The organism is Burkholderia sp. USMB20 (assembly GCF_000949135.2).
Taxonomy (GTDB): domain Bacteria; phylum Pseudomonadota; class Gammaproteobacteria; order Burkholderiales; family Burkholderiaceae; genus Burkholderia.
Genome location: NZ_JTAN02000015.1, coordinates 141,679 through 161,620, shown reverse-complemented (window position 1 = coordinate 161,620; position 19,942 = coordinate 141,679). Strand labels below are relative to the sequence as shown.

The window sequence follows — 19,942 nt, the reverse complement described above, 5'->3', positions numbered from 1 at the left end:
GACGCCCCGATCCTTCGAGAAAACCGCTATATTTCCTGAAACATTTTCAGGAATTTCAGAATAATGACGTCCGATCCGATTCCAGCCCCCGACAAGCCGCTCGACCTGCTCGACGTCGGCCTGTTCGTGCGCGCCGCGCTGCTCGCGAACGTGAGCGCGGCCGGGCGCGAGTTCGGCGTATCGGCCGCGGTCGCGAGCGCACGCATCGCGCAGCTGGAGCGCCAGCTCGGCGCGCGGTTGCTGCATCGCACCACGCGCCGCATCAGCCTGACGCAGGACGGCGAAGTCTTCATGGCCCGCGCCGAGGCGCTGCTGTCGGCCGCCGACGCCGCGCGCGCCTCGGTCGGCCACGGCCGCAGCGAGCCGTACGGGCGGCTGAAGGTGTCGATGTCGTCGTCGTTCGGCCGCCAGCACGTCGCGCCCGTGATTCCCGCGTTCCTGCGCCGCTACCCGTCCGTGTCGCTCGACCTGCGGCTGTCCGACGAGATCGTCGACCTCGTCGACGACGGCTACGACGTCGCGATCCGCCTCGGCGCGCTGAAGGATTCGACGCTGGTCGCGCGCAGGCTCGCCACGAACCGGCGCGTGCTGTGCTGCTCGCCCGCGTATCTCGCCGAACACGGCACGCCGCGCCATCCGGCCGACCTCGCGCAGCACGAATGCGTGATCCTCGGCGACCAGCGCGACTGGTCGTTCGTCACGCCGCAAGGCCCGCTCACCGTGCGGGTCGGCGGCCGGCTCGTCGCGAGCAACGGCGAGGCAATCCGCGAAGCGCTCGTCGACGGCTTCGGCATCGCGATCAAGTCGACCTGGGACGTCGGCCCGCTGCTCGCGAGCGGCGCGCTCGTCACCGTGCTCGACGACTACCCGTTCGCGAACGACGTCGCGATCTGGGCCGTCTATCCGAGCCGCGCGCACGTGCCGCTGAAGACGCTCGCGTTCATCGCGTTCCTGGCCGAACACTTCGGCGATCCGCCTTACTGGGATCGCGACCGGCAATCGCACGAATAGCCCGAATAGCCCGCACCGTCCGCCGAATCGCCGTGCGTGCGGCACCCGGCACGGCGCCAGCGCCGGTTCCCGGCGGCGATCCGGTCGCGATCGGATACCAACCGGCTACAATGGCGCGTTCGCGACGCAACGGCCCGACGCCGAACGGGGCCCGCGCTCGCAGGCGGCCGCATGCCGGCCGCGCACGCGTTTCATTCGCTTCCAAACATTCCGTCATGACCCACAACCTCGTCATCCAGAGTCTCGCGCCGTTGTCGGACGCGCATCACAAACCGCTGCTCGCGCTGTCGCGCGGCACCCGCATCGTGCAGACCGACGATCACGCGCTGCGCATCGAAAACGCCAACCCCGCGCAGCGTCTCGACATCGACGCGTACTGCGGCACGCATGCGCTCGACTTCGGCTTCGTCGAAGCCGGCCGCGCGCTGAGCGATTTCGGGCTCGTCGTGATGGACATGGACTCGACGCTGATCACGATCGAATGCATCGACGAGATCGCCGATTTCTGCGGGCTGAAGACGCAGGTCGCCGAGATCACCGAGGCGGCGATGCGCGGCGAGATCCGCGATTTCAACGAAAGCCTCACGCGCCGCGTCGCGCTGCTCGCGGGGCTCGACGCGCAGGCGCTCGAGCGCGTGTACGAGGAACGGCTGCAGCTGTCGCCCGGCGCGGAGACGATGCTCGCCGGCGTGAAGGCCGCGGGCCTGAAGACGCTGCTCGTGTCGGGCGGCTTCACGTTCTTCACCGAGCGCCTGAAGGCGCGCCTCGGCCTCGACTTCGCGCACGCGAACACGCTCGAGATCGTCGACGGCAAGCTGACCGGCAAGGTGCTCGGCGAGATCGTCAACGCCGACGTCAAGGCGCGCCTGCTGCGCGATACCTGCGCATCGCTCGGCATCGAGCCGAGCCGCGCGATCGCGATGGGCGACGGCTCGAACGACCTGAAGATGATGGCCGAAGCCGGGCTGTCGGTCGCGTTCCACGCGAAGCCCGTCGTGCGCGATGCGGCCACCGTCGCATTCGACCACGTCGGCCTCGACGGGCTGCTGCGGCTGTTCTGATTTCCGATCCGCGCACGCCGCCCATGAAAAACGCCCGCGCGATGTTGCATCGCGCGGGCGTTCTGTTGTTCCGCTCGGGGTTCGGTGCTCAGCCGAGCGTGGACTGCATCGCGCGCTCGATATCCGCGCGCAGATCGGCTTCGTCTTCGAGACCGACGTAGAAGCGTACCAGCGTGCCGCGATGCGGCCAGTCCGGGCGCATCGACGCCACGTCGTAAGGCATCGCGAGGCTGCACGCGCCGCCCCAGCTCCAGCCGATCGCGAACAGCTCGAGCGCCTCGACGAAACGATCGATCTGCTCGGCACTGTAGCGCTCGTCGAACACGACCGAGAACAGCCCGCCCGCGCCGGTGAAGTCGCGCATGAACGATGCGTGCCCCGGACAGTCCGGTAGTTGCGGATGCAGCACGGCCGCGATCTCCGGACGCGCCTTCAGCCATTGCGCGAGCGCGAGCGCGCTCTTGCTGTGCGCATCGAAGCGCACCTGCATGCTCGGCAGGCTGCGCAGCACGAGCGAGCAGTCGTCGACCGACACGCCGATCCCGCAGCGCATCCGGGCGAGCTTCAGTTGCGCCTGCAGCGCCGCGCTCGCGGTGATCGTCGCGCCCATCAGCACGTCGCTGCCGCCCGATTGATACTTGGTCAGCGCCTGCACCGAGATGTCGACGCCATGCTCGAACGGCTTGAACGCGAGCCCGGCCGAATACGTGTTGTCGATCGCGGTGACGATGCCGCGCGCCTGCGCGACCGCCGTGATCGCACGCACGTCGGGCACTTCCATCGTCACCGAGCCCGGCGCCTCGATCCAGATCAGCCGCGTGTTCGGCTGGATCAGGTCGGCGATGCCGGCGCCGACGAGCGGATCGTAGAAGCGCGCGGTGATGCCGAAATCCTTCGCGAGCCAGTTGCCGAGATCGGCATTCGGCCCGTAGACGTTGTGCGGGATCAACACGTCGTCGCCCGCCTTCACGATCCCGAAATAGACGTTCATGATCGCCGCGAGACCCGACGGCTGCAGCAGCGCATGCGAGCCGCCTTCGATCTCGGCGAGCCGCTGCGCGAGCGCGAGCGACGTCGGGGTCGCATGCAGCCCGTAGCGCCACTGGTTGTCGTCGTGCCAGACCAGCGCGCGCATCGTCGCGAGATCGGGAAACACGACCGTCGATGCACGCTCGACCGGCGGCACGAACGAACGGAAGCCATCCGGGATGTTGTCGTCGGGTTGAACGATGCGGGTCTGGAGTGCGCGCTTCGGAGTGGATGCAGTCATGGCAGGAGGCCCGGAGAAAGGCCGTTCGGTTGCGGAATAGGTCGCTAGGTTAGCCAAAATCGGCGCGGTTGGCCCGGTACAATGCGCGCCGCATGCGCCGAGCCAGCGCGCGCTCAGTCGTCGGTGCGCAGATTGACAACGTTGCCGACCGTCTCGATTTCCTGCACGCGGCCGTCGCGTACCTGCAGCGCCGCGCGCTTGCCCGGCGCCAGGCGCAGCACGACGGGTTGCGGATCCGATTCGTCCGAGTTCATCCGGTCGGCCTTCAGCTCGCCCGTCGCGTCGAAGCGGCCGATCCACACGCCCGTGATGTTCGTGCCGTCGTTCGATTCCTCGATCTCGAGCGTGTCGCCGTCGCGATCGCCGGCGAGCAGCACCACCTCGCCCGTGTCCGCGAACTGGTATTCGCCGTGCACGCCTTCCTCGTCCGTCTTCGGGCCGAGATGCACGACGATCGGCCGATCGCCGAGCGTGCCTTCGTAACGCGGCAGGCGGGCGAATTCCGGATTCGGCCGCAGCGGCCGTGCGGGCGCCGCTTCATCCTGCTGCGCGCCCGGCGCGGCGGCCTGTGCCGCGACCACGCCCGGCATCGCGAGGCCCGCCGCCAGCGCGCCGGCAATCACCAGCGCCCGTTGCCATTGCGAATATCGACCCACCTTGTGTTGCTCCTTGCTTCAGATTCGCTCGAAAATCGCGGCGACATGCTGCGCGTCGCCGCTGCACATCGATCGCCACGCGCACGTGGCGACCGCCGATGCGCAGGCGCCCGCGGTACGCACACCGCTCGCCAGCCGTTCACGTCGCCCGTCATCCGGGCGTTCGAGTGAACAGGTAGCCGGCGTGCGAGAGCCGCGTCAGCCCTGCATCAGGCGTTCCACCGCGTCGCGGCGCGGAATCGGCGCGACCGCGCCGTAGCCGGTCGTCGACAGTGCCGCCGCCGCGTTCGCATAACGCGCGGCCGCGAATGGATCGTCGCCTGCGACGATCCGCGCAACGAACGCACCGCCGAAGCAGTCGCCCGCGCCCGTCGCGTCGACGGCCTCGACCGCGAAGCCCGGCACCACGCGCCGTTCGTTCGGCGTCGCGACATACGCGCCTTCCTTGCCGAGTTTCAGCGCGACGACCCGCGGCCCGTGCTCGAGCATCGCATCGACGATCGCGTCGCGGTCGTTCGCACCGGTGAGCGCCGTGACGTCGTCCCAGCTCGGCAGGCAGATGTCCGTCTGGCGCAGCGCTTCGCGCATCACCGCGCGGGCGCGCGGCAGCGGCCACAGCTTCAGGCGCAGGTTCGTGTCGAAGCTGACCTGCGCGCCGTTGCTGCGCGCGTGGTCGATCGCCGCGAACGCGGCGTCGCACGCGGCCGTGCCGATCGCGAGGCTGATGCCCGACAGGTGCACGGCCCGTGCCGCGGCCAGCGCATCGAGCGGCAAGTCGGCCACCGCGTAGCGGCTCGCCGCGGAACCCGCGCGCAGATAGTCGAACTGGTGGCCGTCAGCACCGTGCGTGACGAAATACACGCCGGTCGGCGCCGTGCGGTCGATCCGTACGTACGTCGTATCGACGTGCTCCGCCGCCCACATGTCGGTCAGCAGGCGGCCGAACGGATCGTCGCCGATCGCCGACACGAAGCCCGTCGACGCGCCCTGGCGCGCCGCGGCGATGCAGAAGTTCGACGTGTCGCCGCCGAAGCCTTGCAGGAACTCCGGCCGGCCCGGCTGCGACTGGTTGAATTCGATCATCGCCTCGCCGAGCGCGAGGATCTGCGGCAGTGCGGCGGTCATCGCTTAAACCTCGCCCCACAGGTCGTGGCCGTCCGCGCCCGTGATCTTCACCGACACGAAATCGCCGACCTTGTAGCGCTTCGACGCCTTGGTCGCCGGCTCGACGTAGACGACGCCGTCGATCTCCGGCGCATCGGCCGCCGTGCGGCCGATGCCGCCTTCCTCGCCGACTTCGTCGATCAGCACCTTGAGGGTCTTGCCAACCTTGCGCTGGATGCGCCGCGCCGACACTTCCTCGGCCACTTCCATGAAGCGCGCGCGGCGTTCTTCGCGCACCTCGTCCGGCAGCGCGCCGTCGAGTTCGTTCGCGGTCGCGCCTTCGACCGGCGAATACGCAAAGCAGCCGACGCGATCGAGTTCCGCCTCGCGGATGAAGTCGAGCAGCGTTTCGAATTGTTCTTCCGTCTCGCCGGGGAAGCCGGCGATGAACGTGCTGCGGATCGTCAGGTCCGGGCAGATCTCGCGCCACTTCTGCACGCGCTCGAGCACCTTCTCGGCGTTCGCCGGGCGCTTCATGCGCTTCAGCACGTCCGGATGCGCGTGCTGGAACGGCACGTCGAGATACGGCAGCACATGGCCCTTGAACGGGCCTTCGGCCATCAGCGGAATGACTTCGTCGACGCTCGGATACGGATACACGTAGTGCAGGCGCACCCATGCGCCGTACTGCGCGGCGAGTTCGCCGAGCGCGGCGACGAGGTCGGTCATGCGCGTCTTGATCGGCTTGCCGTTCCAGAAGCCGGTGCGGTACTTCACGTCGACGCCGTATGCGCTCGTGTCCTGCGAGATCACGAGCAGTTCCTTCACGCCGGACTTGAAGAGGTTCTCGGCTTCCAGCATCACTTCGGCGACCGGGCGCGACACGAGGTCGCCGCGCATCGACGGGATGATGCAGAACGTGCAACGGTGGTTGCAGCCTTCGGAAATCTTCAGGTATGCGTAGTGACGCGGCGTGAGCTTGATGCCGGCCGCCGGCACCAGATCGGTGAACGGGTCGTGCGGCTTCGGCAGGTGCGAATGCACGGCCTGCATCACTTCGCCCACCGCGTGCGGGCCGGTGACGGCGAGCACCTTCGGGTGGACTTCCTCGATCAGGTTCGAGCCGCTCGCGCTCGACTTCGCGCCGAGGCAGCCGGTGACGATCACCTTGCCGTTCTCGGTCAGCGCTTCGCCGATCGCGTCGAGGCTTTCCTGCACGGCTTCGTCGATGAAGCCGCAGGTGTTCACGACGACGAGGTCGGCGCCGTCGTAGGTGCCGGAGATTTCATAACCTTCGGCACGCAGCTGCGTGATGATTTGTTCGGAGTCGACGAGGGCTTTCGGGCACCCGAGCGATACGAAGCCTACTTTGGGGGACTGGGACATCTGGAATGTGGGGGCGTGGCGGCAAAAGCGTGAGTTTACAGCTATTTATGGGTCAGCGAGGCAAAAACGGCGGTTGGTGGCGGTGCAGGCGCCGGCTCGAATGAGCTGGCCGGCGGGCGGCCGCCCCCGATGTCGCGCTTGATGCGTCCCTTTCAGTTTGGGGCGGATGGGCGCTGGGCTCCGTCCCGGTACCAGCGCCAAGGGCCTCGCGGGGTGTTCCTTCGCGTAGCCCGGGATTGCCACATGCCGAACAGGTCCGCGCTACGGGCGGAGGGTCGGATCCATCGAGCCGCGAGCCGAGCCGAGCCGAGCCGAGCTCAACCCGGCACGGCCTGCGTCGTTACCGGCGCGGAGGCAGCTCCCCCAGCTCGTCACCGACGGCATCACCGTAGCGTCGACAGCACCAATCTTGGGGGCTCCTTGCAGATGGAAAGTCGGCGCCGATCGGCCGCACATCCACTTTCGCCCGCTTCGAATTGGGAAATCGCTGCCAGACCGAAATCGAATGGCTTCGCGTCTTCGTGCAACTCGGACGCGATCGACAAACAATCTACCTGAGCCAGGCCGCCAGTACCGCGACCATGGAAGCGTGGCTTCCGTTTCCGCCGTCTGCGAACACTCCAGCGCGATATCTCCGAAGTAGTCCATTTGAGTGAAGCTTTGCGATCGTCATTGAGGCAGCCTGTCCGCATTGACCTGACCTCGCCGGACGGAGTCTGAAATGCCGCGTATCGACGTCGTTGACGATCCCCAGAGCTGGATGGAACTACAACCTGAACTGGCCGCCGGCCTGAACGCCCTCAGCCACGCAGTGTATGGAAAGAGCCGGTTACCGATGCGAGTACGCGAAGCGGCACGCATGAGGATCGCGGAGGCCAACGAGTGTCAGTTGTGCCGCAACACGCGCGACGCCCAAGGACAAGCCAATGGTGTCGACGACGCGCTGTATGAACACGTCGTCGAATGGCGAACCTGGCCCGGATACAGCGAGCGCGAGCGATTGGCCATCGAGTTTGCCGAGCGCTTTGCGCTCGATCACCTTGCACTGAGCGCGGATGATGATTTTTGGATGCGTCTGCGCGTGGCATTCGAAGATGCCGAGATCGTCGATCTCGGCATTTGCTGTGCACTGTGGGTCGGTGCTGGCAGAGCCATGCGCGTGCTGGATGTCGGCCAGTCATGTTCGCTGGAGTTGCAGACCTCCACCGCACGTTCCTGAGTAAAGATGGACACACATCGAAGGAGTAAGCAGATGGGTACGATTGCAGTGACGGGAACCGCTTCCGGCATCGGAGCGGCAACGCAAGCGCGCCTGGCCGGTGAAGGGCATCGAGTCATCAGCGTCGACCGTCACGAGGCCGATGTTGTCTGCGACCTGGGCTCCGAGCCGGGTCGGCAGTTCGCGATCGAACGCATCAACGCGCTTTCGGACGGTCGCCTGGATGGCCTCGTGACCTGTGCCGGGGTCGGCGGCTTCCCGCATCGTCGTGGCGCAGAAGTCGCCGCGATCAATTACTTCGGCACGGCCGTTCTGCTTTCCGGACTGAGGCCGGCTCTCGCCGCATCAGAAAATGCATCCGTCGTCGTCATCAGTTCCAACTCGTCTACGGCCCAACCTGGGTGGCCCGAAGCACTGGCCGCCGCGTGTCTGTCCGGGGATGAAACGCTCGCCTGCACGATGGCCGACACGTTCGGACCAGTATTGACCTATCCCGCGACAAAGGCCGCGATTGCCCGACTTGTCAGGCGTTTGGCGCCAGGGAAGGACTGGATCGGAAGCGGAATACGATTAAACGCGATTGCACCGGGATTGATCGAGACGGCACTCGCGGCTGAAGGTCGTACCGATCCCGACATCGCACGTCAACTCGACGCCTTCCCGATTCCCGCTGGCCGCCCGGGAACACCTGAAGAAGTCGCCTCGCTCATCGCGTTCTTGCTCGGAACGGAGTCCCGATTCATGTGCGGCTCGGTGATCTGGCTCGACGGTGGTACGGATGCCCTGCTCCGGCCGGACGACTGGCCAGTGCCGATGCAGTTGGCGTGAGCAAGGCGGGCAGACGAGGGCAACGCAATCAAATACGTCCTGAAAACGGTAGGTTGTTAAGGATGACATATTGTTTTAGCGTCGATTGGCATAACAGCGCCAGATGCTGAAGTGCTATTCCGTTCGGCGCGTAACCAGCTATCGAGCCTGCGCGCCGACATCGATCTGGATGAGTTCATACACCCGTACGGCGTTCGTGCTCAAGCAAACGGTGTGAAAGTCCCGAGGGGCATGGACTTCCTCTTTGCGGATGCAACTCATGATGCTCACGCATAAATCCCGGCGCTCATTTCTCAATGGAACACCGTCGGGGCGCTTGAAAGCGACGCCAAGCTGCGTTTCTCAGCCAAACTTCAGTCAAGTCGTAGCGGTTTGATCGGGAAGCGTTCGATCGTGATAGTCGAGGCCACTCGCGAAATCGGCGATACCAAGACGACCGAGCGGCGTTACTACTTGTCGTAGCCTGCCTCCCGATGCAGCGCGCATCGCGCAGGCCGTGCGAGCGCATTGGCGTATCGAGATCAGCATGCACTGGGTGCTGGACATGGCCTTCGGCGAAGACCAGTGCAGGGTTCGCGTCAACAACGCCGCCCAGAACTTTGCGATCCTGCGTCGCATCTGCCTGAACCTGCTCAAAGCGGATACGACGACGAAGGCCGGCATCAAGAGCCGACGGCTCAAAGCAGGCGCCAGCGACGGTTACCGCGCTGCAGTTCTCCGTTTGTAACGTTTCGTGCGATTGCCCTGATACGCCGGGGCTCTGCCCCAAAAATTCGAACTCGTCTCATTTCACGATGATGGGGGCGCGAAGTAGCATCGCACATGAGTCGCCCTGCCCCAACCGCATTGCCACATCGGGTCGAATTTGGCTCACCAGCTCGCCACGAGGCCGCGCTACCGTCGATGTCAAGCCATCGGGCCGCACGAGCATATCGATCGCGGTCGCGCGTCGATCCCCTTTACCCTGGAACGGGATGCCGAATGAAGGTCACCACCTTGCGCGCGCTCGCGCGCCGACTTGCGCTGTTGGTCGCCGTACCGGCCTCGATGAACGCCGAGGCCGCCACGCCCACGACCGCGGAACCGGCACGGCAGCATGCCGCACGAGTCAACGCGGGCCGCTGGCCCCCGAATCTCTTTGCGTGCGACAGGCTGCCCGATCGCGCGTCCATTGCCATCACGCTCGACGGGGCCACCGACGACAAGTCCAGGTTTTCCTCCGGTGCTTCAGCGTCCGACGGTCTCCTGCCTACGTTGATCGCCGGCAAACCCCAGGGCGATGCGCCATCGAGGAAGTCCAAGCCCGACAATCGCTTTCAGGTGATCTGCACATTCAACGGAGAGCGCGCCGTCTGTCGCTACGCATCGACGGTCAAACAGCGTATGGCCGTCAACAGGCGCATCATGGCAGCGATGTCCCCGCAACGCGCCATCGGTCAACGTGCATCGGGAAATATGAAGAACTTCACGTTCGCCGCGCTCGACACATGGCAGGGTAGGCAGGTCAACTGACCGCCGAGCCAGCGCCCAATATTCCGCGTTCATCCTGCCTACACGAAAGGAAGTTCCATGTCAGTACGACGTTTGATATGCACCGGGCTCTCGCTGTGCCTGTTGATTGCAGGCACGGCGATGGCCCAACCCGTCGAGGTAGCGGGCTTTACCCATGTCCGCTCCCTGGGCGGTATCGACGAATACCGCCTGGATGCCAACGGTCTCACCGTGCTTGCCCTGCCCGATCCCGCTGCGACGGTGGTCAGTTTCCAGGTGTTGTATCAAGTGGGTTCACGCAACGAAGCCGCCGGCACGACCGGCGGCACCCACCTGCTCGAGCACCTGATGTTCAAGGGCAGCCGTCACTACAACAAGGCGCTCGGCAACTCACTGAACAGCTACATGGAGCGAGTGGGCGCGACCTTCAACGCAACCACCTCGATGGACCGCACCAACTACTTCGGCACGCTCGGGCGCGATGCGCTGGAAGGCTACATCGCCATCGAGGCCGACCGCATGCGCAATCTCCTGCTGCGCCCGGAAGATCTGGCCAGCGAGATGACGGTGGTACGCAACGAGTACGAGCGGGGCGAGAACCGCCCTTTCACCGCATTGTTCCAGCAGGTCATGGCGACTGCTTACCAGGCGCACCCCTATCACCATCCCACCATTGGCTGGCGTAGCGACATCGAGCATGTGAGCGTGGACAAGCTGCGCCGTTTCTACGACACCTACTACTGGCCAGACAACGCAGTCGTCATCCTGGTCGGCGATTTTCGGCCGGACCAGGCGTTGGGCTGGGTCAGGCAGTACTACAGCGGCATCCCGCGCGCGCCCAAGGCCATCCCCGCTGTCACGACCGAAGAACCACCGCAGCAGGGGCCGCGAAGGCTGGTGCTCAAACGCGCAGGCGCAACGGGCAATCTGATCATCGCCTTCAAGGCGCCGCGCGCGCTTGACCCCGATGCGGCGGCCCTGACCGTACTGAGCCTGGTATTGAGCCAGGGCAAGAGCAGCCCGCTATATCGCGCGCTGGTTGACACCGAGGTTGCCACGCATGCCGGCGCCAGCTTCCATGCGCTGCGCGATCCCGGTCCGTTCGTGGTGACGGTCAGCCTGCCGCCCGACGCGAAATTCGAGCAAGCCGAGAAAATCGCCTGGACCGAACTGGAGCGTATCAAGACCGAGGGCGTCACTCGCGAGGATATCCAGCGGGTACTCGGGCCTTACCGAGCCGATCAGATCTACCAGCGTGACGGCGTCAGCTTGACGTCCGCCCGATTGGGCAAAGCCGTCTCGCTGGGCGACTGGACACGGTTCGTCACCGAGCTTGAAGAACTGGAGAAGGTGACGCCCGTCGACGTGCAGCGCGTCGCCCGCAAGTACCTCATTGAAAACCAGAGCACTACCGGCTGGTTCGTCCCGGAGCAATCTTCATGAAGCAGGTTCGATTCAACCATCTGCGGACGTGGTTCGTGTGGCTTGCCGTGCTGTGGCTGCCTGTTGCGGCTCAGGCAGGCATCGCCGACCGCATCGTGCGCGCGCAGGCCGGCAGCATCACGCTGCTGACCTATCCGATGTCGCCGCATGAAATGGTGTCCCTAGCCGGCGTAATGCCCCTGGGCGACGCCGACGCGGCCAGCAAGACAGCCAATCCGGCCGTGCCGCTGCTGACCGGCATGTTGCTGCAGGAAGGCAGCGCCCGTCGCGACAAGGTGGAGATCTCCGCGCTGCTGGACAGCCTGGGCGCGCAGTTGTCGTTCCTGTCCGACGGAGGCTACGCCGGCATACACGGCCAATGCCTAACCAAGGATTTGCCGACACTGATCGACCTGATGGCCGAGCAGTTGCGCCTGCCGGCCTTCAGGCCGGAGGAGCTGGCCAAGGCCAAGACCCGGCTGGAGGCCGCGGTCCGTAACGCCGGAGAAAACCCGTCGGTCCGGGCCACGGAGGCGCTGCATCGGTCCATTTATCCCGATGCGCACCTCAACGCCCCGGTGCCGCGCGAGCGGATGCTCGAGGCCATTGCCGCTGCCACGCTGGACGATATCGAGACGTTTCATCGAACCTATTACGGACCGGCGCATATGACGCTAGTGATAGTGGGCGGAGCGGACCCGGGCCGCCTTCAATCCATGGTGACCGAGGCCTTCGCGGGCTGGAGCGGTGGCAAGGCCCTCGTGCGACAGGGTCCGCCTCCCAAGGCGAGCCAGGCCGACACGCAGCGAATCGCGATGAAGGACAAGTCATCCATCAGCGTGATGCTGGGTCAGGCCATCGACCTGCGCGCGAACGATGCCGACTACCTGCCCCTCAGCGCGGCCGTCAACATCCTGGGCAACGGCTTCACCGGCCGGTTGATGGCAGGGGTCCGAGACAAGGAGGGCCTCACCTACGGCATCCGTGCCGGCCTGTCCGGACTCTCCCTGATGGACGGAGGATTCGTCATCACCAGCAGCTTCGCTCCGCCCCTGCTGGACAAGGGCGTCATCAGCACGCGCCGCATTCTGGATGCCTGGTGGAAACAGGGCGTTACCCAGGCGGAGCTGGATGCACGCAAGGACGGCATGATCGGCCGCCATCAAGTCTCCATGGAAACCACCGGGCAGATGGCCGCCATGATTGCCCAGACGGTGCTCCAGGACCGCCCGCTGAGCGACCTGGACACCTATCCCGAGCGCATCCGCGCCTTGACCGTCGAGCAGGTCAATACCGCCATCCGCACATACTTGGCCCCCGACAAGATGACGTTGGTGGAAGCGGGCACGTTTTCAGAAAAATAACCACCGCCTCGCTTCGTTCCGCGCCGCGCCCGGCTTCGCCCGAGCCGCTGCCATCGCACTGCCACGCATCTCCAACGGGAGGCTCACTGCAGCGCTCATGAGAAATCCTCGACGAGTGCGCATTCCGGTGAGCCGCTGCCCGGCGGGTCAGCACGATCCGCAATCGCCGGCGCACGACAATCGCCCCGGACGCGACCCGCCATTATGCGAGAATCGGAACCTCCAACCGCTTCACTCCACGCACGACGGGGTTCGCATGACCACCCACATCACGATCGAATTCACCGAGCACGCCGCCGAAACCATCGGCGAGCAGACCAGCACCAGCTTTTCCTATGACCAGGGCGCCCACGTGCCGCAGCCTGGCGATTTCGTCGAGATCGAGAACTCGCAGCAAACGTTCCTCGTGATCGGCCGCGTGTTTTCGCTGAAGGCGAACTACTGCGCGGTGAAGCTCGTGCTCGACCTGCCGCCGGCGGACGATCAACAGGATTTCGATCGCGCGCTTTGAGCGACGCCGGCGCGCCATGCCGGCATTGAGGCGGCGCGTCGTCGCGCCGTCCGACACAACGGCGGCCGCCCGCGCCCGCACGCGCGCCATCAGGCGCGACATGCTCCGCTTGTATTTCGCTGCTTGCCTGGAATTCGATCGACCGGACGACGGTCACGCCCGCCCCCACCCAGGGGCACGGGCATTCGGTGCCGACGATCAGGGACGACCGTCGGCGACATCTCGCGGCAGCGAGCCGCCAATCATCGTCGTGCCCGGGCACGCGACCGGCCGCATCGCACCCGCCGCACGTCGCGGTACCGACGCCCGACGGCTCGCGCCGCCGCGGCCGGCCTGCCGCGACATCGTTACTTCTTCTCCGGCTCCGGCGTGCCCGGTTGCTTGAACGGGAACGTGCTGAACATCGACTTCGCCTGATTCTGCATCTGCTCCTGCATCTGCACGAACATGTTCTTCGACTGCTCGATGTAGCTCGTCATCATCCCTTGCATCATCGGCGCCTGCATGTTCATGAACTGCGACCAGACTTCCGGATTCATCGCGTTGCCTTCGTACAGGTTCTTCGATTGATCCGCGAGCTTGTTCTGGATGTCGATGAACGCCTGGATGTTCTTTTCCAGGTACGTGCCCATCATGCCCTGCATCGCATGACCGTAGAAACGGATGATCTGCGACAACATCGACGACGAGAACATCGGCACGCCGCCGCTCTCTTCCTCGAGGATGATCTGCAGCAGGATGCTGCGCGTCAGGTCTTCGTTCGATTTCGCGTCGACGACCTTGAAGTCCTCCTGTTCCAGCACGAGTTGCTTGACGTCGGTCAGCGTGATGTACGTGCTCGTCTCGGTATCGTAGAGCCGGCGGTTCGGGTACTTCTTAATGAGCCGCTCGGCCGTTTTCTTTGTAGTAGTCATGTAACGCCTTTGGGTGCAGCGTAGCGCAAGTGACAAATCCCCGCCCCCCGGATCCGGGAGGCGGGGGCCTTCGGAAACGCCAGGCTGCACGGCCGGTCCGGCCTGCGCAGCCCGGACGTTCAGCCCATGTGCAGGCCGCCGTTCAGCGAGAAGTCGGCGCCGGTCGAGAAGCCGGAATCGTTCGACGCGAGCCACGCGACGATCGAGCCGATTTCCTCCGGCGCACCGAGACGCCGCACCGGAATCGTCGCGACGATCTTCTCGAGCACGTCCGGACGGATCGCCTTCACCATGTCGGTGCCGATGTAGCCGGGCGACACGGTGTTGACCGTCACGCCCTTCGTCGCGACTTCCTGCGCGAGCGACATCGTGAAACCGTGGATGCCGGCCTTCGCGGTCGAGTAGTTCGTCTGGCCGAATTGCCCCTTCTGGCCGTTCACCGACGAGATGTTGATGATCCGGCCCCAGCCGCGCTCGACCATCCCGTCGATCACCTGCTTCGTCACGTTGAACAGGCTCGTCAGGTTAGTGTCGATCACGGCCGTCCAGTCTTCATGCGTCATCTTGCGGAACACGACGTCGCGCGTGATGCCCGCGTTGTTGACCAGCACGTCGATCTCGCCGACTTCGGCCTTGACCTTGTCGAACGCCGCCTTGGTCGAGTCCCAGTCGCCGACGTTGCCTTCCGACGCGATGAAATCGTAGCCGAGCGCCTTCTGGTCCTCGAGCCACTTCACCCGACGCGGCGAGTTCGGGCCGCAACCCGCGACCACCTTGAAGCCGTCTTTCGACAGACGCTGGCAGATGCTGGTGCCGATGCCGCCCATCCCGCCCGTTACGTACGCAATTCGCTGAGACATAAATCTCACTCCATTTTTTGGTTTCGAGAGCCGCCGGAGGCCCCTCTGACTTCACGTGGCACCGGCCGAAGCCGCAATCGGCCGGCGCCCGGATTGGTTTGGCAGTGACGAACGACCGGTTACGGACGTTCGACCGCGAGCGCGACGCCCATCCCGCCGCCGATGCACAGCGACGCCAGCCCGCGCTTCGCATCGCGCTTGGCCATCTCGTGCAGCAGCGTCACCAGGATCCGGCAGCCCGACGCGCCGATCGGGTGACCGATCGCGATCGCCCCGCCGTTCACGTTCACCTTCGACGTGTCCCAGCCCATCTGCTTGTCCGGTGCCGCGATCTTCGCGAGCGAGCCGCCGAATTTGCCGACCGCGGTCCGCGCGGCCGATACGATCACTACGTCCGTCATTTCCGTTTCCTCCGGGCCCGCACGACACGGCGCATCGCTACCGGCCCTGTTAAAAAAACTGCGGTGCATCGGACAGCGTGCGCCGCTGTCCGGTTTTCGTCAATCGCGCTGCAATACGTAGCGACCCGGCGCCGGCTCGATCACCGGGAACTGCTCGCTCCCGGGCTTGGCGGGCGGCGCGACCTTGCGGCCGCCGTACTGGTCGAGCCACTCGACCCAGGTCGTCCACCAGCTGCCGGGCTGCTCGGTCGCACCGGCAAACCAGTCGTCCGCCGATGCGGGCAGGTCGCTGTCGTTGACCCAGTAGCTGCGCTTCTTCTTCGCGGGCGGATTGATCACGCCCGCGATGTGACCCGACGCGCCGAGCACGAACTTCAGCGGGCCCGTCAGGATCGACGTCGAAGCGTAGGCCGTCTGCCACGGCACGATGTGATCCTCGCGCGACCCGTAGATGAAGGTCGGCACGTCGATGCGCGACAGGTCGACGGATTCGCCGCACACCGTCAGCGCACCCGGCACGCGGAGCTTGTTCTCGAGATAGGTATTGCGCAGGTACCACGCGTACATCGGCCCCGGCAGGCTCGTCGAGTCGCTGTTCCAGTACAGCAAGTCGAACGCGGCGGGCGTGCGGCCCTTCAGGTAGTTGTCGACGACGTAGTTCCACACGAGGTCGTTCGGCCGCAGGAACGAGAACGTGTTCGCGAACTCGACGCCACGCATCAGCCCCGGCGCGGCGCCGTTCTTGCCGCCGATGGTCTGCTCGCGCATCTGCACGTGCGCCTCGTCGACGAACACGTCGAGGATGCCGGTGTCGGTGAAGTCGAGCATCGCGGTCAGCAGCGTCATCGACGCGGCCGGATGTTCGCCGCGCGCGGCGAGCACCGACAGCGCGGTCGCGAGCATCGTGCCGCCGACGCAGAAGCCGAGCGTGTTGATCTGCTCGCGGCCGCTGACCTGCTGCACGGCGTCGATCGCCGCGAGCAGCCCTTCGTTCATGTAGTCGTCCCACGTCTTGTGCGCGACCGACGCATCGGCGTTGCGCCACGACACGAGGAACACCTGATGACCGCTCGACAGCGCATGCGCGACGAGCGAATTCTCGGGCTGCAGGTCGAGGATGTAGAACTTGTTGATGCACGGCGGCACGATCAGGAGCGGCCGTTCGAACACCTTGTCCGTCTTCGGCGCGTACTGGATCAGCTGGATCAGGTCGTTCTCGTAGACGACCGCGCCTTCGGTACACCCGAGGTTCTTGCCGACCACGAACTGCGATTCGTCGGTCTGCGAAATTTTGCCGCGCTGCAGGTCGCCGAGCAGGTTCATCATCCCCTGCCGCAGGCTTTCGCCCTGCGTCTCGAGGATCGATTTCTGTGCGTCGGGATTGAGGGCGAGGAAGTTGCTCGGCGCCGCGGCGGCCGTCCATTGCTGAACGGAGAAACGGATGCGTTCGCGCGTCTTCGGGTCGGTCTCGAGCGCGTCGGCCAGCTCCTGCAGGTAGCGCGCGTTGAGCAGGTACCACGCGGCCGCGAATGCATGCGCGGGCGACGCCTTCCAGGCATCCCCGCTGAAGCGGCGGTCCTTCAGTTCAGGCGACTCGAGCTTCGCGGCGGCGGCCTGCTGCATCAGCGTCATGCAGTCGCGCGCATAGTCGGCCTGCAACTTCTGGAGCCGTTCGGGCGGGATCGCGGCTACCGGCAGCTTCAGCCCCGCGAACGGCGACGCCAGGCCGCCGAAGGCGCCCAGATCGGGCATCGACGGCATCTGGAACGGCACCGATGTCGGGAACTGGAATGCGGCGAATGGATTCGCGCTGGTCGACGCCGTTGCGGCGCGCGCCGGATCGGCGAAACCGCGCCACGCGTTCAGCCATGCCTCGAACATCTGCTGCATCGGCTGGGCAGCCTGGCCGAATCCGGTGCTACCCGTGGAAGTGCCCGCCTGAGCGGACGTCGACGAATTTTTCGATGCTGTCATTACCTGCCTTACCGGTGATTCGTGAGCGTCAATCGTGAAATCCTGCTCGCGCGCGGCGTGCCGGTTGCGAGCCGGGCCGTCATGCTCTGGAGAGGCGTCTCCAGATTCTGCCGCAGTGCGGTATTTTTATCATTATCGTTTTCCCCATGTGAAGCGCTGCGTCAAACCGCCGAACATTTCTGCTCGAAGATAATCCGCGCGCAACAGGCGGGACAAGGCTTCCGGCGAAACATAAAACATTTTGATTGACTTGACTTCGCGATTATTCATTCGGTTGTCCATGCAACGCCGCATTGCCGCGCCAATATCAAGATAACCCGATTTTGCAACGCAGCAAACCGCGCACGCAAGCACGCGCGGCGGGCCGCGGTCAATCGTCAATCGGCCAGCCAGATCGCCGCCGCCATGCGGCCCGTCACGCGATCGCGCCGGTACGAATAGAAGCGCGCGGGTTCAGTGACCGTGCACGCGCGCCGGCCGCTCACGTGCGCCACGCCTGCGCGCGCGAGACGCAGGCGCGCGAGCGCATGGAGATCGGCGAGGTACTTGCCGGGCGCGCCGTCGATCGCGACGAACGCTCGCCGCGTCTCATCATGCTCCGACTGCGGAGCGGTGTCGAGAAACGCCTCGCGCACGTCGGCGCCGACTTCGAACGCCTGCGGGCCGATCGCGGGCCCGAGGTACGCATGCAGCGCATCCGTCGCGCCGCCGGCGAGCGCCGCGACGCGCGCCGCGGTCTGCTCGACGATGCCGGCCGCGAGCCCGCGCCAGCCCGCGTGCGCGGCGCCCACCGCCCGGCCCTGCGCATCGCACAGCAGCACCGGCAGGCAATCCGCGACCATCACGACGCAGACCGCCCCCGTGCGGTCGGTCACGCTCGCGTCGGCCTGCACGGGCGCCGAGGCAGCCGGCGCGGCCTCGATCACCTCGTCCGCACGCACGACCTGCGCGCCGTGAACCTGCTCGAGCCATGCCGCGCGCGACTGCCCCGCCAGCGCGAGCAGGCGCGCGCGATTCGCTGCGACATGGGCCGGATCGTCACCGGTATGCAGGCCGAGGTTCATCCCGCCCGGCAACGCGGCGCCGTCCTGCCAGCGCCCGTACGGGCCTTCGCTCACGCCGCCGTCGCGCGTCGTGATCAGCGCACGCACGCGCGGCGCCACCTGCCAGTCGGGCTGCACGCAGTCCTGCCACGTCAACGGCGCCAGGTTCGTCATCGGCACTCACTCCTCCTCATCGTCGTAATCGTCGTCGTGATCCTCGTCGTGATCCCGATAACCGCCGGCGAAATCGTCATCGTCGTAGACACCGTCTTCGTCGTCGAATTCCTCGTCGCCCTGCCCGAAGCCCAGCGCCGCGACGAGCGCGTTCATGTCGTCCGGCAACGGACAGCGCCACTGCATCGTCTTGCCCGTGACCGGATGCACGAGGCCGAGCCGCCATGCGTGCAGCGCCTGCCGCGCGAACCCGTCCGGCAGCGGCGCGACCGAGCGCTTGCCGCGCGCGCGCCCGTACACCGGATCGCCGAGCAGCGGATGCCCGACATGCGAGCAGTGCACGCGGATCTGATGCGTGCGGCCGGTTTCGAGGTCGCACTGGATCGCGGACACCGGCTGACGTTGCCACATGCATGTGTCAACCGTGCGGAAATGCGTGCGCGCGGGCTTGCCCGACGCGCCGGTGACGACGGCCATGCGTGTGCGCTCGCGCGGATCGCGGCCGATCGGCGCGTCGATCGTGCCGTCCTCGGGCATCGTGCCCCACACGAGCGCGAAATAGCGGCGCTTCACCGTGCGCGCCTGCAGCTGGCGCACGAGGTCGGTCTGCGCGGCGAGTGTGCGCGCAACCACCATCAGGCCGGACGTCTCCTTGTCGAGCCGGTGCACGATGCCCGCGCGCGGCAGGCCGGCCGCCGCGTCGCCGTAGCGGTGCAGCAGGCCGTTGAGGATCGTGCCGCTCCAGTTGCCGGCGGCCGGGTGGACGACGAGGCCCGCCGGCTTGTTGATGACGACGAGCGCGTCGTCCTCGTAGATCACGTCGAGCGGCACCGGCTCCGGCGCGAACGCCAGCTGTTCCGGCAGCAGGTCGGGCACGAGCTCGATCCTGGCGCCGAGCGGCACCGGCTGGCGGATCTTCGCCGGCGCGCCGTCGACCAGCACGCGTTGCGCCTCGATCCAGCTCTGCAGGCGGCTGCGGGAGAATTCGGGGAACAGTTGGGCGAGCGCCTTGTCGAGGCGTTCACCCGCCAGCGACAGCGGCACTTCGACGACGCGCGGCGCCTCGTCGGCCGCCGCGGACGGCACCACAGGCGGCTGCATCGCGCCTGCAGCCAGATCGTCATCGGGGGAATCCCCCGAGGCAGCGTCGGCGGGCCGATCGCTTGGGCTATAATCTTCGCGATTTGACTTGCCCCGCGGGGCATTCTGCGAACTTGAACGGGTCATTTAGACTGGGTCACCGAGACTTGAAG

The 19,942-nt window shown here is 65.9% G+C and carries 19 protein-coding genes and 1 pseudogene; 9 read left to right on the top strand and 11 right to left on the bottom strand.

Features of this window, described 5'->3' with window-relative positions; translation table 11 throughout:
* Positions 1–63: 63 nt before the first annotated feature.
* Entirely contained in the window at positions 64–1,011 is a 948-nt protein-coding gene (locus PL79_RS19965; RefSeq protein WP_044848906.1) for a LysR family transcriptional regulator, read from the top strand.
* Between the two features lie 215 nt (positions 1,012–1,226).
* A complete protein-coding gene (gene serB, locus PL79_RS19960) occupies positions 1,227–2,072 on the top strand; it encodes a phosphoserine phosphatase SerB (RefSeq protein ID WP_044848905.1) in 846 nt (281 codons plus the stop codon).
* Between the two features lie 88 nt (positions 2,073–2,160).
* On the opposite strand, the gene PL79_RS19955 is transcribed toward serB, so the two are convergent.
* The 4 genes from PL79_RS19955 to rimO all read right to left on the bottom strand — a co-directional run bounded on the left by PL79_RS19955 (position 2,161) and on the right by rimO (position 6,488).
* The gene (locus PL79_RS19955; protein ID WP_044848904.1) at positions 2,161–3,342 is read right to left on the bottom strand and encodes a cystathionine beta-lyase; all 1,182 of its coding nucleotides are present in this window, start codon (positions 3,340–3,342) and stop codon (positions 2,161–2,163) included.
* A 113-nt stretch (positions 3,343–3,455) separates the two neighbouring features.
* Positions 3,456–3,998 (bottom strand): hypothetical protein, encoded by a 543-nt coding sequence (locus PL79_RS19950; protein ID WP_044848903.1) that lies wholly within the window; start codon positions 3,996–3,998, stop codon positions 3,456–3,458.
* 198 nt (positions 3,999–4,196) lie between these two features.
* Positions 4,197–5,123, bottom strand: a complete 927-nt coding sequence (locus tag PL79_RS19945) for a sugar kinase (protein WP_044848902.1) — start codon at positions 5,121–5,123, stop codon at positions 4,197–4,199.
* 3 nt (positions 5,124–5,126) lie between these two features.
* Positions 5,127–6,488, bottom strand: coding sequence for a 30S ribosomal protein S12 methylthiotransferase RimO (rimO, locus tag PL79_RS19940; RefSeq protein WP_044848901.1), 1,362 nt, complete (start codon positions 6,486–6,488; stop codon positions 5,127–5,129).
* Positions 6,489–7,209: 721 nt separating this feature from the next.
* Here rimO and PL79_RS19935 point away from each other — a divergent pair.
* The 7 genes from PL79_RS19935 to PL79_RS19905 all read left to right on the top strand — a co-directional run bounded on the left by PL79_RS19935 (position 7,210) and on the right by PL79_RS19905 (position 13,323).
* Positions 7,210–7,707, top strand: a complete 498-nt coding sequence (locus PL79_RS19935) for a carboxymuconolactone decarboxylase family protein (RefSeq protein WP_044848900.1) — start codon at positions 7,210–7,212, stop codon at positions 7,705–7,707.
* Between the two features lie 33 nt (positions 7,708–7,740).
* Entirely contained in the window at positions 7,741–8,535 is a 795-nt protein-coding gene (locus PL79_RS19930) for an SDR family oxidoreductase (RefSeq protein WP_044848899.1), read from the top strand.
* Between the two features lie 496 nt (positions 8,536–9,031).
* Complete coding sequence (locus PL79_RS19925; protein WP_442861562.1) at positions 9,032–9,262, top strand: transposase; 231 nt, start codon at positions 9,032–9,034, stop codon at positions 9,260–9,262.
* Positions 9,263–9,516: 254 nt separating this feature from the next.
* Positions 9,517–10,047 (top strand): hypothetical protein, encoded by a 531-nt coding sequence (locus PL79_RS19920; protein ID WP_044848897.1) that lies wholly within the window; start codon positions 9,517–9,519, stop codon positions 10,045–10,047.
* A gap of 57 nt (positions 10,048–10,104) precedes the next feature.
* A complete protein-coding gene (locus PL79_RS19915) occupies positions 10,105–11,469 on the top strand; it encodes a M16 family metallopeptidase (RefSeq protein ID WP_082088760.1) in 1,365 nt (454 codons plus the stop codon).
* Entirely contained in the window at positions 11,466–12,812 is a 1,347-nt protein-coding gene (locus PL79_RS19910; protein WP_044848896.1) for a M16 family metallopeptidase, read from the top strand. Before PL79_RS19915 ends, PL79_RS19910 begins: the two co-directional genes overlap by 4 nt.
* 256 nt (positions 12,813–13,068) lie before the next feature.
* Positions 13,069–13,323, top strand: coding sequence for a hypothetical protein (locus PL79_RS19905; protein ID WP_044848895.1), 255 nt, complete (start codon positions 13,069–13,071; stop codon positions 13,321–13,323).
* Between the two features lie 347 nt (positions 13,324–13,670).
* On the opposite strand, the gene phaR is transcribed toward PL79_RS19905, so the two are convergent.
* The 7 genes and pseudogenes from phaR to PL79_RS19870 all read right to left on the bottom strand — a co-directional run bounded on the left by phaR (position 13,671) and on the right by PL79_RS19870 (position 19,916).
* Entirely contained in the window at positions 13,671–14,237 is a 567-nt protein-coding gene (gene phaR, locus PL79_RS19900; protein WP_006478701.1) for a polyhydroxyalkanoate synthesis repressor PhaR, read from the bottom strand.
* 119 nt (positions 14,238–14,356) lie between these two features.
* Positions 14,357–15,097 carry a 3-ketoacyl-ACP reductase gene (locus PL79_RS19895; protein ID WP_044848894.1) on the bottom strand — a complete coding sequence of 247 codons (741 nt, stop codon included), beginning with the start codon at positions 15,095–15,097 and terminating at the stop codon, positions 14,357–14,359.
* A gap of 119 nt (positions 15,098–15,216) precedes the next feature.
* Positions 15,217–15,423 (bottom strand): annotated as a pseudogene (locus PL79_RS19890) (acetyl-CoA C-acetyltransferase); the annotation flags it as partial.
* Between the two features lie 174 nt (positions 15,424–15,597).
* Positions 15,598–17,472, bottom strand: coding sequence for a class I poly(R)-hydroxyalkanoic acid synthase (gene phaC / locus PL79_RS19885; RefSeq protein ID WP_044848892.1), 1,875 nt, complete (start codon positions 17,470–17,472; stop codon positions 15,598–15,600).
* 132 nt (positions 17,473–17,604) lie between these two features.
* Positions 17,605–17,853, bottom strand: a complete 249-nt coding sequence (locus tag PL79_RS19880) for a hypothetical protein (protein WP_135801101.1) — start codon at positions 17,851–17,853, stop codon at positions 17,605–17,607.
* Positions 17,850–18,689: a peptidoglycan editing factor PgeF gene (pgeF, locus tag PL79_RS19875; protein WP_044848891.1), complete on the bottom strand. Its 840-nt coding sequence runs from the start codon at positions 18,687–18,689 to the stop codon at positions 17,850–17,852. The genes PL79_RS19880 and pgeF overlap by 4 nt, the downstream gene beginning before the upstream one ends.
* A gap of 6 nt (positions 18,690–18,695) precedes the next feature.
* Positions 18,696–19,916, bottom strand: coding sequence for an RluA family pseudouridine synthase (locus tag PL79_RS19870; protein ID WP_044848890.1), 1,221 nt, complete (start codon positions 19,914–19,916; stop codon positions 18,696–18,698).
* Between the last annotated feature and the right edge of the window lie 26 nt (positions 19,917–19,942).

What these genes read in the sequence shown, in the direction of transcription:
- PL79_RS19965 (WP_044848906.1), top strand. Translation starts at nt 64, where the DNA reads ATGACGTCCGATCCGATTCCAGCCCCCGACAAGCCGCTCGACCTGCTC.
- serB (WP_044848905.1), top strand. Translation starts at nt 1,227, where the DNA reads ATGACCCACAACCTCGTCATCCAGAGTCTCGCGCCGTTGTCGGACGCG.
- PL79_RS19955 (WP_044848904.1), bottom strand. Translation starts at nt 3,342, where the DNA reads ATGACTGCATCCACTCCGAAGCGCGCACTCCAGACCCGCATCGTTCAA.
- PL79_RS19945 (WP_044848902.1), bottom strand. Translation starts at nt 5,123, where the DNA reads ATGACCGCCGCACTGCCGCAGATCCTCGCGCTCGGCGAGGCGATGATC.
- rimO (WP_044848901.1), bottom strand. Translation starts at nt 6,488, where the DNA reads ATGTCCCAGTCCCCCAAAGTAGGCTTCGTATCGCTCGGGTGCCCGAAA.
- PL79_RS19935 (WP_044848900.1), top strand. Translation starts at nt 7,210, where the DNA reads ATGCCGCGTATCGACGTCGTTGACGATCCCCAGAGCTGGATGGAACTA.
- PL79_RS19930 (WP_044848899.1), top strand. Translation starts at nt 7,741, where the DNA reads ATGGGTACGATTGCAGTGACGGGAACCGCTTCCGGCATCGGAGCGGCA.
- PL79_RS19920 (WP_044848897.1), top strand. Translation starts at nt 9,517, where the DNA reads ATGAAGGTCACCACCTTGCGCGCGCTCGCGCGCCGACTTGCGCTGTTG.
- PL79_RS19915 (WP_082088760.1), top strand. Translation starts at nt 10,105, where the DNA reads ATGTCAGTACGACGTTTGATATGCACCGGGCTCTCGCTGTGCCTGTTG.
- PL79_RS19910 (WP_044848896.1), top strand. Translation starts at nt 11,466, where the DNA reads ATGAAGCAGGTTCGATTCAACCATCTGCGGACGTGGTTCGTGTGGCTT.
- PL79_RS19905 (WP_044848895.1), top strand. Translation starts at nt 13,069, where the DNA reads ATGACCACCCACATCACGATCGAATTCACCGAGCACGCCGCCGAAACC.
- phaR (WP_006478701.1), bottom strand. Translation starts at nt 14,237, where the DNA reads ATGACTACTACAAAGAAAACGGCCGAGCGGCTCATTAAGAAGTACCCG.
- PL79_RS19895 (WP_044848894.1), bottom strand. Translation starts at nt 15,097, where the DNA reads ATGTCTCAGCGAATTGCGTACGTAACGGGCGGGATGGGCGGCATCGGC.
- phaC (WP_044848892.1), bottom strand. Translation starts at nt 17,472, where the DNA reads ATGACAGCATCGAAAAATTCGTCGACGTCCGCTCAGGCGGGCACTTCC.
- pgeF (WP_044848891.1), bottom strand. Translation starts at nt 18,689, where the DNA reads ATGACGAACCTGGCGCCGTTGACGTGGCAGGACTGCGTGCAGCCCGAC.
- PL79_RS19870 (WP_044848890.1), bottom strand. Translation starts at nt 19,916, where the DNA reads ATGACCCGTTCAAGTTCGCAGAATGCCCCGCGGGGCAAGTCAAATCGC.